Genomic DNA, 14,729 nt, shown 5'->3' on the forward strand with positions numbered 1-14,729 from the left:
CGTCTGCTATCGAAATTACCGGGAAGTCCGGTCAAGCGTCGGGAATCCAAACCACGGAGGCCTGGCGGCCCGTCCGCCCCTCCCTCCGGTAGGAGAAGAAGCTCTCCTCGGAGATGGTGCTGCGCGGGTCAGCGTCGACCGAGCGGACACCCTCACCGAGCAGTTGACGGGTGATCCCCGCACGGATGTCCAGGCCCGGGGTTCCGCGTGAGGTCGTCGTCCGTGACCCCGGCAGACGGTCCTCAACGTCGGCAGCCATGTGTTCAGGCACCTCGTAGTCCACACCGGCAGCCGCAGCGCCGAGCAGCGCGTGGATGCGCGCCGGCACCGCGCCGAGCTCCACCATGCGGCGCAAGGTCGCGGGCACCACGCCATTGCGCGCGCCCATGCGTCCTGCGTGCACGGCGGCAACCACGCCGGCCTCCTCATCGGAGAGCAGCACGGGCACACAGTCCGCGGTGAGCACCACCAGGGCGACGCCCGGCTCGGCGGTCACCAGCGAATCGGTGAACTCCACCGGCTCGCCGTCCAACTCATCGAGCATCTCCGCGGTCACCACGGTGACATTCGGCGAGTGAATCTGCTCCATGTACACCATGCGCTGCTCGGGCACGCCAATCAGTTCGGCAAGGCGTGCGCGGTTCGCCGCGACGGACGCCTCGTCGTCGCCGACATGCGCGGCGAGATTGAAGGAGTCGAAATCTCCCGTGGACGCACCGCCGTGACGGTCGGTGACGACCTTGCGGACGCTACGTTCCACCGGCTCAGAGGAAGGTCGGGACATCGAGATCGTCGTCTCCGTCATCGCGGCGGTCGCGGTTGTCACGGCGGTCGCCGTTCGAGGTGAACAGGCCCGAAGAGTTCGCCGACTCGGAGGAGCCGGGCACACCAGAACGGGTACGGCGGGTGAAGCTCGTCGACTCCTCCTGCTGACGCTGGGCGGCCGGTGCCTCCTCCCCGTTGAAGATTCCCGGCTGGGACTGCTCGGCGGCGGGCTGCTGGGCACGCTGTGCCGGCTGGGACTGCTGTGCCTGCTGGTTGTTGGAGGTCTCCGGTGCGCGGTGCTGACCGCGGCGCGGCTGGGCGACCACGTTCGGCGAATCGTCGAAGCCGGTGGCGATGACGGTCACGCGGACCTCGTCACCGAGCTGGTCGTCGATGATCGTTCCGAAGATGATGTTGGCATCTTCGTCCGCGAGGTCCTGGACGATCGTCGCCGCCTCGTTGACCTCGAACAGGCCCAGGTCGGAACCGCCGGCGAAGGACAGCAGCACACCCTTGGCACCCTGCATCGTGGTCTCCAGCAGCGGCGAGTTGATCGCCAGCTCGGTGGCCTTGCGCGCACGGTCGTCCCCACGGGAACTGCCGATGCCCATCAGGGCGGAACCGGCGTCCGTCATCACGGAGCGCACGTCGGCGAAGTCCACGTTGATCACACCGGGCGTGGTGATCAGGCGGGTGATGCCCTCGACACCGGAGTGCAGGACCTCGTCGGCCTTGCGGAAGGCATCCATGAGCTGGAGGTCCGCATCGCCCATCTTGAGCAGGCTGTCGTTCGGGATCACGATGAGCGTGTCGCAGACGTCGCGCAGGGCCTCGATGCCCTCGAGCGCCTGCTTGGAACGACGCTGGCCTTCGAAGGTGAACGGACGGGTTACGACGCCGACGGTCAGCGCGCCCTTCTTCTTGGCGATATTGGCGACGACCGGAGCCGCGCCGGTACCGGTGCCACCACCCTCACCACAGGTCACGAAGACCATGTCGGAGCCCTCGATGACCTCCTCGATCTGCTCCTTGTGATCCTCGGCGGACTTGCGTCCGACCTCGGGGTTGGCGCCGGCGCCGAGCCCGCGGGTCTCGGCCTGGCCGATGTCGAGCTTGGTGTCCGCGTCGGTGAGCAGGAGTGCCTGCGCATCGGTGTTGATCGCGACGAACTCCACACCCTGCAGGTTCGCGTCGATCATCCTGTTCACGGCGTTGACACCACCGCCACCGACACCGACGACGGTGATCTTGGCGAGGTGGTTGTCGTAGAGGGTCATGGTGTGCGCTCTCTTTCCCGGTGTTACGGCCAGTGTTTGCCCGTGTGCTGTCGCTGCTAACTCTGCGACCAATTGTGTGTGACACGGCGGTGATTTCCGTGCTCATTTTTCGTGCGTGTCGTATCCCTCAACGTCGGGTTGAGAGTTCTCACTCCCGGACCGAGGGCATTGCCGGATTCGAGACGTTCCACCGGTCGCCCTCACGGGTAAGAACCACCCGCGTGGCTTCGGCCTTCTCGTCCGCGCGGTCCGCCGAACCCCAGTAGACCTCACGGCCCTCCGGGAAGCGCAGGGTGAGTTCCTCGGCGGAGGACGCCTCCAGCTCCTCGACCTGGTCACGCAGTTCCGCCGGCAGCGCGGCGAGCGCCTCACCGGCGGCGGTGAGGGCCGCCGAATCATCGGCGGACGCCCGTACCGGGACAGCCCCCTCGGGGCTCTCGCCGCGCAGGAAGACCCGGCCACGCTCATTGATCACCAGCGGGCCGTCACTGTCACCGTCGACGACGCCGACGGCCTCGAACTCGGTCACCTGCACCCGCACCGAGGATGGCCAGTCGCGCGACACGGTCACCTTCTCCACCCACGGCAGGGCCGACACCGACTGTGCCGCCTCGTCCGTGTCGGCGAACAGCAGATTCTGCCCGTCCACCGATGAGGCCGCGGCGATCACGTCCTCCGGGGCCAACCGTTCCGTCCCCTCGACCTCGATGGAACGCACCTGCAGCAAGGGGCTGAAGACGAGCACGGCCGCCAAGACGACTACCAGGGCGAGCCCGCCCAGGACGACGGCCAGACGGCGACGCCGCCGCGGGTCACGACGGGCGTTGCGGTTGCTGCGGTTGCGGCGGTTGTTGCCTGCCATCGGCGATCAGGCCTCGCCCAGGGCGCGCAGAATCTCGTCGGCGAGCATCGTGACCGTACCGGCACCCACCGTCAGCACCACGTCCCCGTCTATCGCGAAGCCGGCGACCAGGGCCGGGGCATCGGCGAAATGCGGTTCATAGTGCGTCTCGGTGGTCGCGTCGATCCGATCGGTGATGATCCTGCTATCCACGCCCTCCACCGGCTCCTCGCGGGCGCCGAAGATGTCAAGGACCACCGCCACGTCCGCCAGGGACAAGGCCTCGGCGAACTCATCGGCGAAGGCCAACGTGCGGGAGTACAGGTGTGGCTGGAAGACCGCGACGACGCGTCCGGCCTCACCGGTCTGGGTCTGCCGGGCCTGAACCTTCTCGCGTGCGGCGGTGACCACCGCGCGAACCTCGGTCGGGTGGTGGGCGTAGTCGTCGTAGACCTCGACCCCGCCCGCGGCACCGTGGTATTCGAACCGGCGTCGCACACCGTCAAAGGAGGCGACACCGGCGGCCATGCCCTCGGCGGAAGCCCCGACGAGCACGCCGGCGAGCAGGGAGGCCACACCGTTGAACAGCATGTGCAGCCCCGGGGTACGCACGGTCACGGAGACCTCAGCACCACCGACGCCACTGCCGAGCCGCACCTGCGCCTGCGTGCCGCCATCGGGCAGCGGCGAGGTCGACTGGATCTCTGCACCGACGGGAACAGAGGGGTGTGCGGCGACGGCGTCGGACGTACCGTAGCCGAGCACGCGTACCCCCTCGGCCACCTCGACGCGTCCGGCGACGACCTCCTCGCCGAGATGGGCGCTGCCCTCATCGTCGAGGCAGACGACCAGGGCACCGCCGGCGACGACGCGTCCCGCGAACTTGCCGAAGACGTCCCGGTAGGCCTCCTCGGTGCCGAAGAAGTCGAGGTGGTCGGGCTCCACATTGGTCACCACGGCGACCTCGGGTGAGTAAGACAGGAAGGAGCCGTCGGACTCGTCGGCCTCGGCGACGAAGACGTCCCCGGTCCCGTGGTGGGCGTTGGTGCCCGCCCGGTTGAGCTGACCGCCGATGGCGAAGGACGGATCCATGCCCGCGTGCTGCAGGGCCACGACGGCCATCGAGGTGGTCGAGGTCTTGCCGTGCGTGCCGGCCATGAGCACCGCCCGGCGGTCCTCCATAAGCAGGGCGAGCACATCGGAACGACGCAGCAGCGGCACGCCAGCCTCGCGGGCGGCGACGAGTTCCGGATTGTCCTGCGGGATCGCCGCGAAGGACGTGACGACGGCATCCGGCAGGGTGCCGTCACCGGCCAGGGTGAGGTTCTCCGCCCGGTGGCCCACGGCCACCTCGGCACCCGCGGCGCGCAGGGCCAGCACCACCCGGGACTCTTTCATGTCCGAGCCGCTGACCTGCACGCCGCGGTCCAGCAGGATCCTGGCGATGCCGGACATGCCGGCACCACCGATACCGACCATGTGCACGCGGTGGAGGTCACCGAGGCTGTACTTGTCGCTCACTTCTTCTCCCCTGCCTCACTGATCACGATCTGGGCGATGCGGTCCGCCGCATCGCGATGTCCGGCGGCCGCGGCGGCCTCGCCGGCGGCCTGCAACCGGGTGCGGTCACGCAACAGCGGGACGACTTCGCGCGCGACGCGTCCGGCGTCCAGGTCGGCGTCCGGCACGATGACCCCGCCACCGGCGGCGACGACGGGGCGGGCGTTGAGTTCCTGCTCGCCGTTGCCGTGCGGCAGCGGCACGTACACCGCGGGCAGGCCGCAGGCGGAGATCTCCGCCACGGTCATCGCACCCGAGCGGCACAGCACCATGTCTGCCGCCGCGAGGGCGAGATCCATGCGGTCGATGTAGGGCACGGCGACGTACGTTCCGGAGGACGCAACCTGTGGCGCATCGTTCTTGCGACCGTAGGCGTGCAGGACTTCGATGCCGGCGTCGGCAAGGGTGCCGGACGCCGCGGCGACGGCGGAGTTGATCGACGCCGCCCCCTGGCTGCCGCCCGTGACGAGCAGGACGGGACGCTCGGCGTCCAGCCCGAAGAACTCGCGGGCCTGCGCGCGCAGCGCCGCGCGGTCCAGCGACAGCAGGGACTCACGCACCGGGATGCCGACGACCTCGGCATCCCCCGACTTGCTACTCAGACCGGAGTCCCCGGACGCCGCCAGCGGGCGGGCGCCCAGACGCACGCCGAGCTTATTGGACATGCCGGCACGCGCATTGGCCTCGTGCACCACGATGGGCAGGCGCAGGGACTTCGCCGCGAGGTACGCCGGGGCGGACACATAGCCACCAAAACCGATAACGACGTCCGCACCCACGTCGCGCAGCGTCCGGCGGGTCTGTCGCAATGCCCCGACAAGGCGGAACGGCAGGGTAAACAAATCCTTGTTCAGCTTCCTCGGCACCGGCACCGCCGGGATGAGCTCCAGGTCGAAACCGCGGTCCGGGACCAGGGTTGTCTCCAACCCGCGGGTCGTGCCCAGGGCGGTGACCCGGGCGTCCGGACGGGCGCGCCGGACGGCATCGCCTACGGCGAGTGCGGGCTCAATGTGCCCGGCCGTCCCACCGCCCGCGAGGACGACGGACAACGGACGGGAAGAGGGGGACACGGCTCAACGCCTCCTGCGATTGTACTGCTGGTTTGTGTGGTTTGAGTTTCTGGTACTTCGGGAACGTCTGGGTTCGGGAAGGGGTTCCCGTTGGCCACGGTAACGCGGCTCGCTGGAACGCTCCCCCGACGGTTCGCCGGGCGGCGGCCGACGCCGACGAGTCACTGGTTCACCGTACCGCTTCGGCTGCTCCCGGACACGCTCCCGACGCTCCTGGCCGGGGCGGTAGGGCTCGGGCTCCGGGAGGAACAGGATCCGGTCGATCAAGGGCCTCCCCTCGTGCTGCATCGACGACACCGTCGCCGGCTCGTGGCGGGCGATATTGGCCAGCAAGCCCAAGGAGGCCAAGGTCACCACCGCCGAAGAACCACCTGCGGAGATCAACGGCAACTGCACACCGGTCATCGGGAACAGGCCGACCACATAGCCCATGTTGTAGAACGCCTGGACGGTGATACCCATCGTCAGCGCCGCGGCCAGCAGCCGCAGGAAGGGGTCGGTCTGCGCCGTGGCGGTACGGATGCCGAACCAGGCCAGCACGCCGAAGAGGATGACGACCAGGCCGGCACCGAGCAGGCCAAGCTCCTCACCGAGGATGGCAAAGACGAAGTCATTCGCCGCCTCGGGAAGATAGAGCCATTTCGCCCGTGACTGGCCTAGCCCCTGGCCCAGCAGCCCGCCGTCCGACAAGGACAGAATGCCCTGCCTGGACTGGAAGGTGGCGCCGCGGGAGGTGGCGTCGTTGAAGCTCAGGGTGAAGGTCTCGGTCCAGGAACTGAAGCGGGCGCTTCGGAAGGTGTGCTGGAGGCTGTAGATCACGAAGACCACTCCGGCCGCCGCCACCACCGACATCAACGCCATGGTGCTCACGCCGGCGAAGAAGAGCATCGCGGCGACCACGGCGGCCAAGGACAGCATCATGCCCAGGTCGTCCTGCAGCAGCACCAGGCCCAGGATCACCGCGCACACCACGAAGAAGGGGTTCAGCACGAAGCGGGCAGAATTGCTCACCCGCGAGCGGGCAGCAACCACGGCAGCACCCCAGACAGCCAGGGAGAACTTCGCCACCTCGGAGGGTTGGATGCCAATGCCGGCGAAACGGATCCACGAGTTCGAGCCGACCTCGGTACCGCCGACACCGATGCCGGGGATCAGCACCAGGATCAGCAGCACCAGGGAGATGGCGAGGAAGACCACGGACAGGTTGCGAACAGTACTCGGGGTGATCCGTAGGAAGAACCACATGCCCACCAGGCCCGCGGCCACGACGACGGCTTGTTTCATGAACTCGCCGAAGACGCCGGTGTCGCTGTCGATGGAGGTGACCATCGACGAGGAGAGCACCATCGTGAGGCCGATGAGCACGAGGATGGCGGTCACGCTCATGATGACCTTGTAGTTGAACTGCGGGGTCGCCAGGACCCGGCGGCCGCGCTCCCGGATGCCCTGCCACGGTGACTCCGTGCGGGTGGGCTGGTCCTTCACGCTCATGGCTCGCCGTCCTTCCGTGCTGCTGCGGCGAAGAGGTCACCGCGGTGCGACATTCCGTCGTACATGTCCAGCGAGGCTGCCGCCGGTGCCAGGACGACGGACATACCCGACACCGCGAGGTCGCGGGCGGCGGCGACCGTCGCGCTCATCGCCGCGACCGGGTCGGTCTCGTCGATGACTCGCACCGGGACGTCCGGCGCGGTGCGCTCCAGGGCGTCGGCCAGGATCGCGCGGTCCACACCCAGCAGCACCACGCCGCGCAGGCCGGGGGCGACCTCGGCGACCAGGTCGTCGACGGCCGCCCCCTTGAGTTGACCGCCGGCCACCCAGATGACGTCCGCCAAACCGCGCAGTGCGGCGGAGGCGGCATGCGGGTTCGTCGCCTTGGAGTTGTCGATCCAGCGCACACCATCGGCCTCGGCAACGACCTGGCCGCGGTGTGCCTGCACCCGGAAGTCCGCCAGCGCTGTGGCCACTGCGGTGGTGGATACTCCGACGCTGCGGGCGAGTGCCGCCGCCGCAGCGGCGTCGGCCACCCCGGCAGGCCCGGGAGGCGAGATGCCCTCGGCGTCCGCCAGGTCGGTGAGCGTGCCGGTGGACGTATCGAGTTCGACGAGTCGGCCATCGCGCACACCGGTGACGAGCGTTGCCGGCTCGACGACCTGTGCAGGGTCACCGGTGGTGAATGCGCGGCGCTCCCCGGTGACACCGGAGCCGCCAGAGGCGCCGGCAACGACGCGGACATCGTCGGCGGCGACCACGGCGACAGCACCGGTCAAGGCACGCATCTTGTCCGCGGCGTAGTTGTCGAAGGAGCCGTGCCAGTCGAGGTGATCCTCGGCGAGGTTGAGCACGCAGCCGGCGTCCGGCGCGAAGTCCGGCGCCCAGTGGAGCTGGAAGCTGGAGACCTCCGCGGCCAGCACGTCCACCCGCGGTTCGGCGAGCAGCGCCTCACCGGGAGGTGTACCGATATTGCCGACGGCGAGGGAACTGCGTCCATCGGCGCGCAGGATGGCGTCCAACATGGCCGTGGTTGTGGTCTTGCCGTTCGTGCCGGTGACCGCCAGCCAGGTCCGCGGTTGCCCGAACAGTCCGGCGCGGTCGGCCAGCCAGGCCGCCTCGACGTCCCCGATGACAGGCACGCCGGCCTCACCGGCGGCCACCGCGACGGGTCCGTCCGGACGCCACCCCGGCGAGGTGATGACGAGGGCGAATGCCCCGTCGGCAAGCAGTTGGACAGCGTCGACGACGGTGACGGCGCGGGCACCGATCTCCTCAGCGAGGCGGCCACCGGCGGCAACATTGTCATCGGCGATCGTAACGGCACGATCGGGCGCGCTGAGGTGCCTGAGGCCCCCGAGCATGCGGGCCACTCCGGCACCGGCCACGCCCGCACCGGCCACGAGGACGTTCCCGCTGCGCATAGCCTCGACGGTCTGGTTCACCATGTGTGATCGCTCTCCTGTCCTGAATGCATCTTACAGTGGCGAGTTGCTCAACCACTCCGAGTAGAACACCGCCACACCGACGACGGCGAACAACGCCGACAGCAACCAGAAGCGCACGGTGACCGTGGTCTCCGCCCACCCCCCGGCCTCGAAGTGGTGGTGGAAGGGTGCCATGCGGAACACACGGCGACCGGTGGACTTGAAGGATACGACCTGGATGACCACGCTGGCGGCCTCCATCACGAACAGCAGGCCGACGATGATCATCAGCAGCTCGGTACGCGAGGCGATCGACAGCCCGGCGACCAGGCCACCGAGGGCCAGGGAGCCGGTGTCGCCCATGAAGATCTTCGCCGGGGCGGCGTTCCACCACAGGAAGCCCACGCAGCCACCCAGGCCGGCGGCCGCGAGCATCGACAGGTCCAGCGGGTCACGCACCGCGTAACAGCCGGCCTCGGCGGCGCCGGAGCAGGAGTTGCGGAACTGCCAGAAGGTGATGACCACATAGGCCGAGAGCACCATGGCGGTCACGCCCGAGGCCAGTCCGTCCAGCCCGTCGGTGAGGTTCACCGCATTCGACCACGCCGAGATGACGAGGTAGATGAAGATCAAGAAGAGGATCGTGCCGACGACCGCGCCACCGACGGCGAGGTCGAGGGTGTTGATGTCGCGGGTGAACGACAGCTTCGTCGACGCCGGCTTGAGGCCGTCGGCGTTGGGGAACTGCAGCACCAGGAAACCGAAGATCAGGGCGGTGACCAGCTGGCCGGCGAGCTTGGCCTTGGCGTTCAGCCCGAGGTTCCGGCCCTTGATGACCTTGATGTAGTCATCGGCGAAGCCGAGCCCACCGAGTGCCAGGGTCAGGCCCAGCACCAGCCAGCCGGACACACCGGGACCCGTGCCATTGGTCAACAGACCGACGAGCACCGCGGCGAGGTAGCCGACGGTGATGCCGGCGAGGATGGCGATACCGCCCATGGTGGGCGTACCGCGCTTACGCAGGTGGGACTTCAGCCCCTCCTCGCGGATCTCCTGGCCGATGCCCTCGGCGGAGAACCGCCGGATCAGGACCGGGGTCAGGAAGATCGAAACGAAGAACGCCGCGAGTGCGGCGACGATGATCTGTGTCATGGCTGCGGTTACCTGCTCTCTTCTTCACCGACGAAAAGGCCTTCGGCGACACTCCACAGGCCATCGGCGTAGGACGCCTTGACCAGGACCACGTCGTTAGCACCGACGTTGAGGTCCAGGAAGTTCACCGCGGCGTCGGCGTTTTCTACCTGACGCACGGAAACCCCGTGTGCCTCCGCTGACTCTGCCAGGGCATTCTGGTTAACGCCATTTCCGACGATGACGGCATTGCCGATGTGGCGCTGGGCCAGCACCTCTCCCAGCCGGGAGTGCTCCTCGCGTGCCCCATCACCGAGCTCACCCATCTGGCCGAGGACGGCCCAGCTCTGCGCGTCGGGACGTCCCGTGGCGGTGTAGGCCAGGGCGTCGACGCCGGCGCGCATGGAGTCCGGGTTGGCATTGTAGGTGTCGTTGATCACGGTGACGCCGTCCGCGCGGGTCCGCACGTCCATCCGGTTCTCGCTGGCAGCGACGTGACTGTTCAGGGCACCGGCGACGGTGGCGGCATCCAGCCCGCTCTCCATGCCGACCGCGGCGGCGGCCAGGGCGTTGGACACCTGGTGGGCGCCGAAGACGCCCAGGGTGACCTGCACCGGCTCGCCATGCGGGTGGTGCATCGTGAAGGACGCGCGCGCCACCTCGTCGAGGGTGATGTCGGTGGCGCTGTAGTCCGCCTCATTGCCGTGCATGGAGAACCGGACGATGCGGGCGTCGGTGCGCGAGCGCATCGCCGAGACGAAGTCATCGTCGGCGTTGAGCACGGCCAGGCCGCCGTCCGCCGCCGAGGGCAGCGACTCGACGAGCTCACCCTTGGCGCGGGCGATCGCCTCGCGGGAGCCGAACTCGCCGAGGTGGGCGGTGCCGACGTTGAGGACGACGCCGACCCGCGGCGGGGCGATGCGTGCCAGATGAGCGATGTGGCCCTGGCCGCGCGCGGACATCTCGGCCACGAGGAAGCGGGTGCTGCGTCCTGCCTTCAACGCGGTATAGGGGTGGCCGATCTCGTTGTTGAAGCTCCCCGGAGGTGCCACGGTCTCACCACCACGGGTGAGCACGGCGCCGAGCAGGTCCTTCGTGGAGGTCTTGCCGGCCGAACCGGTCACACCGACCACGGTGAGACCTTCTTCGGCGACGAGGGTATCGGTGTTGTAGCGGGCCAGACGTCCGACGGCGGTGAGCACGCGCTCGCCGACCCCGTCCGGATCGCTGTCCAGGTAGGCGGCATTGCGCTGGGCGGAGTCGGTACCCTCACCAGCGTTCTCGCCGGCGTTCTCGGCGCACAGCAAGGACGGCGCCCCGACGGGGCGTCCGACCATGACCAGAGCCGCGCCGTCGCGCAGGGCACCGGGAACGAAGTCGTGGCCGTCGACGCGCTGGCCCGGCAGCGCCATGAAGACGCTGCCTGGGGTGATCCGACGGGAGTCGAACTCGACAGGCCCCGTCACGACGGTCTCCGCGGTAGCTCCGTCAACGAGCTGCCCTCCGGTGACCTCGGCAATGGTGCCGCTTGTCATCTCAATCATCGTGTCGGTTCCTGTCCGTCCTGTCTATCCCTGAGTGCTTGTGCAACTTCAGCCACGTCGTCGAACTCGAGAACGGTGTCCCCGACGATCTGACCGGTCTCGTGACCCTTTCCGGCAATGATGACGATATCGCCCCGACGGGCCCAGGCGACCGAGGCCCTGATCGCGTCGGCCCTGTCACCGATCTCGCGTAAGTCCACGCCCGTGTTTTCGGGGCGGTTCGCGAGCTCCTCGCGGGCCCCGGCGAGAACCTCGGAACGGATCGTCGCCGGGTCCTCATCGCGTGGATTGTCGTCCGTGACGATCACGAGGTCGGCGACCTTCGCCGCTTCCTCCCCCATCAGCGGACGCTTCTCATGGTCCCGATTGCCGCCGGCACCGAGAACGACGCCGACACGTCCACCATGGCCGGCCCGCTCGATCTGGTCGGCGAGGGTGGACAGGGCCGCGGCGACGGCGCCCGGCTTGTGGGCGTAGTCGACCAGGACGAGGAAGTCATCCGGGTAGCGCGAACCATTGGCCTCCACCGTGACCGACTGCATGCGGCCCGGGACGCGGACGTCGCCGAGCTTGGCGGCGACGGTCTCTGCTGTGCCGCCGGCGGCGGCCACGCAGGCCAGCGCCACCGTTGCGTTGGCTACGTTGAAGGTGCCGGGCAGCGAGACCGGGAAGGCTACGTCCTGCCCCGCGTGGATGGCGGTGACGTGCTGCAGACCGTCCGCACCGACCTCCACCGAGGAGACCGACCACGTCGCGGCGTCCTGCCCGTGGGTGCCGGTGGTCGAGACCGTGACCGGCGCGGTGCCGCTGGCCGAGAGCGTGCCGGCGAGGCTGCGTCCCCACTCGTCATCCACGCAGACCACCGCGGCGGGCAAGCCCGCACCGGGATCCTGCGGGGTGGTGAACAGCAGGGACTTCGCCTCGAAGTAGTCCTGCATCGTGGGGTGGAAGTCCAGGTGGTCGCGGCTGAGGTTGGTGAAGGCGGCGACGTCGAAGTCCACTCCGCGCACCCGACCCATCACCAGCGCGTGGGAGGAGACCTCCATGACCACGTGCGTCACGTCCTCGTCGCGCATCCGGGCGAACAACGCCTGCAGCGTCGGGGCCTCCGGCGTGGTCAGCGAGGTGGGCACCGCGGTGCCGTTGATCCGGGTACCGGTCGTGCCGATGAGGCCCACGCCGTGGTCGTCGAGCAGCATGCGCTCGACCATGTAGGAGGTCGTGGTCTTGCCGCTGGTACCGGTTACGCCGATTACGGTCATCGACCGGGAGGGGTGGCCGTTGATCTCCGCGGACACCGGGCCGAGCCAGGCACGGCAGTCGTCGACCACCAGCACATCGGTGGTCACGCCCTCGGCGCGCAGCACCTCCAGGCCGGCCTCGTCGGTGAGCACGCTCGCGCCGGCGGACTGGCCCGCGTAGGACGCACCATGCGCCCGGGTGCCGGGCACGGCCATGAACATGCCGCCGGACGGCACCGAGCGCGCGTCGATCGCCGCGCCGGCGACGACGGTGTTTCCGGAGTCACCGGAGTCACCGCTCTCGCCGAGCGCCACCAGGCGCCCTCCTGTCAGTTCCGCGAGTGCGGACAGGGTGGGTGGTTTCACGCTCACTGCGCCTCCAACGTCAGTCGAGGTGCGGCCTCCGAGGAGAGCGGCACATTGTAATGGTCGAGCAACCAGGACGTGATGTCCCGGAACAACGGGGCGGCGGACTGTCCACCGCTGCCGTCGGTGCCCCGCTCAGGATCGTCGAGCATGATCGCCACGACGAAGCGGGGGTCGTCCGCCGGCGCGATACCGGCGTAGGTGATCCAGTAGTCCGAGTTCGAGTAAGCCCTGGTCTCCGGGTCGATCTGCTGGGCGGTACCGGTCTTGCCACTCGTCTGGTAGCCCTCGATGCCCGCGGTGGGCGCGGTACCCTGCTGGACGCCGGTGGGATCGGACTGGTTGACCGCGCGGAACATGTCCACCACGGTACGGGCCGTCTCCGGGGAGACGACCTCCACCGACTCCGGCTCGTCCTGCGGGATCTCGTTGCCGGCCGCATCCGTGGCGGACTTGATGATGCTGGGAGTCACCCGCACACCGTCGTTCGCCATGGTCTGGTAGATGCTGGCCATCTGCAGCAGGCTCATCGACATACCCTGCCCGATCGGCAGGTTGGCGAAGGTACCGCCCGACCACTGGGAGAGGTCCGGTACATAGCCACTGGTCTCGCTCGGCAGGCCCAGGTCGGTGGCCTGGCCGATGCCGAACTTCTGCACGTAGTCCCAGAAGCTCTCCTCGCCCACCCGGTCGGCCAGCATCAGCGTGCCGACGTTGGAGGACTTACCGAAGACACCGGTGGTGGTGTACGGCACCACACCGTGGTCCCAGGCGTCCTTCACCGTGACACCGGACATGTCGATGCTGCCCGGGACCTGCAGGACCTCGTCCGGGGTGGTCTTGCCGTCCTCGATCGCCGCGGCGGCGGTGATCACCTTGGCGACCGACCCGGGCTCGTAGGCGTCCTGCACCACACGGTTGCCGAAGACCTTGCCGTCCTCCAGCTGCTCGTCGATATTGCCCTGCGGGTTGATGGTGTCCGAGGTGGCCATCGAGACAACCTCGCCGGTGGACGAGTCCAGCACCACCGCCGAGGCGGAGTCCGCCCCGGAGTTGTCCTTGGCCTGCTGCACGAGCTGCTGGATGTAGGTCTGCGCCTCCAGGTCGAGGGTCAGCTCATAGGCGTCGCCGTCGACCGCCGGGTGCCGGTCGCGGGTAGAACCCGGGATGGCCAGACCGTTGGCACCGACGTCCACCGTGCGCGAACCATTGGTTCCCTGCAGGCGAGAGTCCTGGGAGAGCTCCATGCCGAACTGGCCCTCGTTGTCCCGGCTGATCTTGCCAATAACGTTCTGGCCCACCGCACCATTCGGGTACTGGCGGATGTCCTGGCGCTCCACGGTGATCTCCGGGAACTCCGCACTGACCTTCTCCGCCACGTCCGGGTCGACGTCGCGCACCAGCACCTCATAGGTGGAGTCGGAGGTGAGCTTCTCGAGGATCTCGTCGGACTTCACCTCTGAGGCGGTGGAGGTGTCATCAGACTCGGACTCGCCGGACTGCGCGTCCGACTCTTCCAGCAGGTCCGGCAGACCGTCGGCGATCTCCTTGATGCGCTCCTCGGGCTCCGAGACTCCCTCAGGGTCCAGGTCGTGGCGGTCCTGCATATACGACTCCAGCAGGTGCGGGTTCACCGACAGTGAGCGGGCCTCCATGGTGTAGGCCATACGCTGCCCATTGCGGTCGACAATGTCGCCACGGTGGGCAGGTTCAGTGATGACCGCGGTGCGCTGCTCACTGGCCATCGCCGAGAGTTCCGGGCCCTTGACCAGCTGCACCCATGTCAGCCTGAGCAACAGGGCGAGCACCAGGACGGCGACGATGATGAGCACCGCCGTGCCACGCCGACCGAAACTGCCGACACCGATGTCGAGGGTCCGCCAGGAGTTGCCGGGGACACCGCCCTGCCCCGGACGGGACTGGCGTTGCGGGGGTCGCTGATCTCGGCTGTCGCGCCCGGCGTGCCTATTCCGGTCCCTGTCCTGGGCCAATGTGACCTCTCCCTTCCGCGAAACT

General features: G+C 68.5%; 11 protein-coding genes. All 11 read right to left on the bottom strand.

Features of this window, described 5'->3' with window-relative positions; genetic code table 11:
* Positions 1 to 31 precede the first annotated feature (31 nt).
* Entirely contained in the window at positions 32 to 784 is a 753-nt protein-coding gene (gene pgeF, locus ACT3SZ_RS13820; RefSeq protein WP_444619581.1) for a peptidoglycan editing factor PgeF, read from the bottom strand.
* Positions 765 to 2,042, bottom strand: coding sequence for a cell division protein FtsZ (gene ftsZ / locus ACT3SZ_RS13825; RefSeq protein WP_444619530.1), 1,278 nt, complete (start codon positions 2,040 to 2,042; stop codon positions 765 to 767). Before ftsZ ends, pgeF begins: the two co-directional genes overlap by 20 nt.
* Before the next feature lie 148 nt (positions 2,043 to 2,190).
* Positions 2,191 to 2,904, bottom strand: a complete 714-nt coding sequence (locus tag ACT3SZ_RS13830) for a cell division protein FtsQ/DivIB (protein WP_444619532.1) — start codon at positions 2,902 to 2,904, stop codon at positions 2,191 to 2,193.
* Positions 2,905 to 2,910: 6 nt separating this feature from the next.
* Positions 2,911 to 4,362, bottom strand: coding sequence for a UDP-N-acetylmuramate--L-alanine ligase (gene murC / locus ACT3SZ_RS13835; RefSeq protein ID WP_444619583.1), 1,452 nt, complete (start codon positions 4,360 to 4,362; stop codon positions 2,911 to 2,913).
* A gap of 38 nt (positions 4,363 to 4,400) precedes the next feature.
* Positions 4,401 to 5,513: an undecaprenyldiphospho-muramoylpentapeptide beta-N-acetylglucosaminyltransferase gene (murG, locus tag ACT3SZ_RS13840; RefSeq protein WP_444619534.1), complete on the bottom strand. Its 1,113-nt coding sequence runs from the start codon at positions 5,511 to 5,513 to the stop codon at positions 4,401 to 4,403.
* A 3-nt stretch (positions 5,514 to 5,516) separates the two neighbouring features.
* Positions 5,517 to 7,004 carry a peptidoglycan glycosyltransferase FtsW gene (locus ACT3SZ_RS13845; RefSeq protein WP_444619536.1) on the bottom strand — a complete coding sequence of 496 codons (1,488 nt, stop codon included), beginning with the start codon at positions 7,002 to 7,004 and terminating at the stop codon, positions 5,517 to 5,519.
* A complete protein-coding gene (gene murD, locus ACT3SZ_RS13850) occupies positions 7,001 to 8,452 on the bottom strand; it encodes a UDP-N-acetylmuramoyl-L-alanine--D-glutamate ligase (protein ID WP_444619538.1) in 1,452 nt (483 codons plus the stop codon). The genes ACT3SZ_RS13845 and murD overlap by 4 nt, the downstream gene beginning before the upstream one ends.
* 30 nt (positions 8,453 to 8,482) lie before the next feature.
* A complete protein-coding gene (gene mraY / locus ACT3SZ_RS13855; RefSeq protein WP_301441983.1) occupies positions 8,483 to 9,583 on the bottom strand; it encodes a phospho-N-acetylmuramoyl-pentapeptide-transferase in 1,101 nt (366 codons plus the stop codon).
* An 8-nt stretch (positions 9,584 to 9,591) separates the two neighbouring features.
* Positions 9,592 to 11,106, bottom strand: a complete 1,515-nt coding sequence (locus ACT3SZ_RS13860) for a UDP-N-acetylmuramoyl-tripeptide--D-alanyl-D-alanine ligase (RefSeq protein ID WP_444619540.1) — start codon at positions 11,104 to 11,106, stop codon at positions 9,592 to 9,594.
* Positions 11,103 to 12,719, bottom strand: a complete 1,617-nt coding sequence (locus ACT3SZ_RS13865; RefSeq protein ID WP_444619542.1) for a UDP-N-acetylmuramoyl-L-alanyl-D-glutamate--2,6-diaminopimelate ligase — start codon at positions 12,717 to 12,719, stop codon at positions 11,103 to 11,105. The genes ACT3SZ_RS13860 and ACT3SZ_RS13865 overlap by 4 nt, the downstream gene beginning before the upstream one ends.
* Positions 12,716 to 14,581, bottom strand: coding sequence for a peptidoglycan D,D-transpeptidase FtsI family protein (locus ACT3SZ_RS13870; RefSeq protein WP_444619585.1), 1,866 nt, complete (start codon positions 14,579 to 14,581; stop codon positions 12,716 to 12,718). The genes ACT3SZ_RS13865 and ACT3SZ_RS13870 overlap by 4 nt, the downstream gene beginning before the upstream one ends.
* Positions 14,582 to 14,729 lie beyond the last annotated feature (148 nt).

The sequence above is a fragment of the Corynebacterium sp. AOP40-9SA-29 genome (assembly GCF_052377405.1).
In the GTDB taxonomy this organism is placed as follows: Bacteria; Actinomycetota; Actinomycetes; order Mycobacteriales; family Mycobacteriaceae; genus Corynebacterium.

Bases quoted from the DNA above. Each gene is read 5' to 3' on its own strand.
- pgeF (WP_444619581.1), bottom strand. From the start codon at position 784: ATGTCCCGACCTTCCTCTGAGCCGGTGGAACGTAGCGTCCGCAAGGTC.
- ftsZ (WP_444619530.1), bottom strand. From the start codon at position 2,042: ATGACCCTCTACGACAACCACCTCGCCAAGATCACCGTCGTCGGTGTC.
- ACT3SZ_RS13830 (WP_444619532.1), bottom strand. From the start codon at position 2,904: ATGGCAGGCAACAACCGCCGCAACCGCAGCAACCGCAACGCCCGTCGT.
- murC (WP_444619583.1), bottom strand. From the start codon at position 4,362: ATGGTCGGTATCGGTGGTGCCGGCATGTCCGGCATCGCCAGGATCCTG.
- ACT3SZ_RS13845 (WP_444619536.1), bottom strand. From the start codon at position 7,004: ATGAGCGTGAAGGACCAGCCCACCCGCACGGAGTCACCGTGGCAGGGC.
- murD (WP_444619538.1), bottom strand. From the start codon at position 8,452: ATGGTGAACCAGACCGTCGAGGCTATGCGCAGCGGGAACGTCCTCGTG.
- mraY (WP_301441983.1), bottom strand. From the start codon at position 9,583: ATGACACAGATCATCGTCGCCGCACTCGCGGCGTTCTTCGTTTCGATC.
- ACT3SZ_RS13860 (WP_444619540.1), bottom strand. From the start codon at position 11,106: ATGATTGAGATGACAAGCGGCACCATTGCCGAGGTCACCGGAGGGCAG.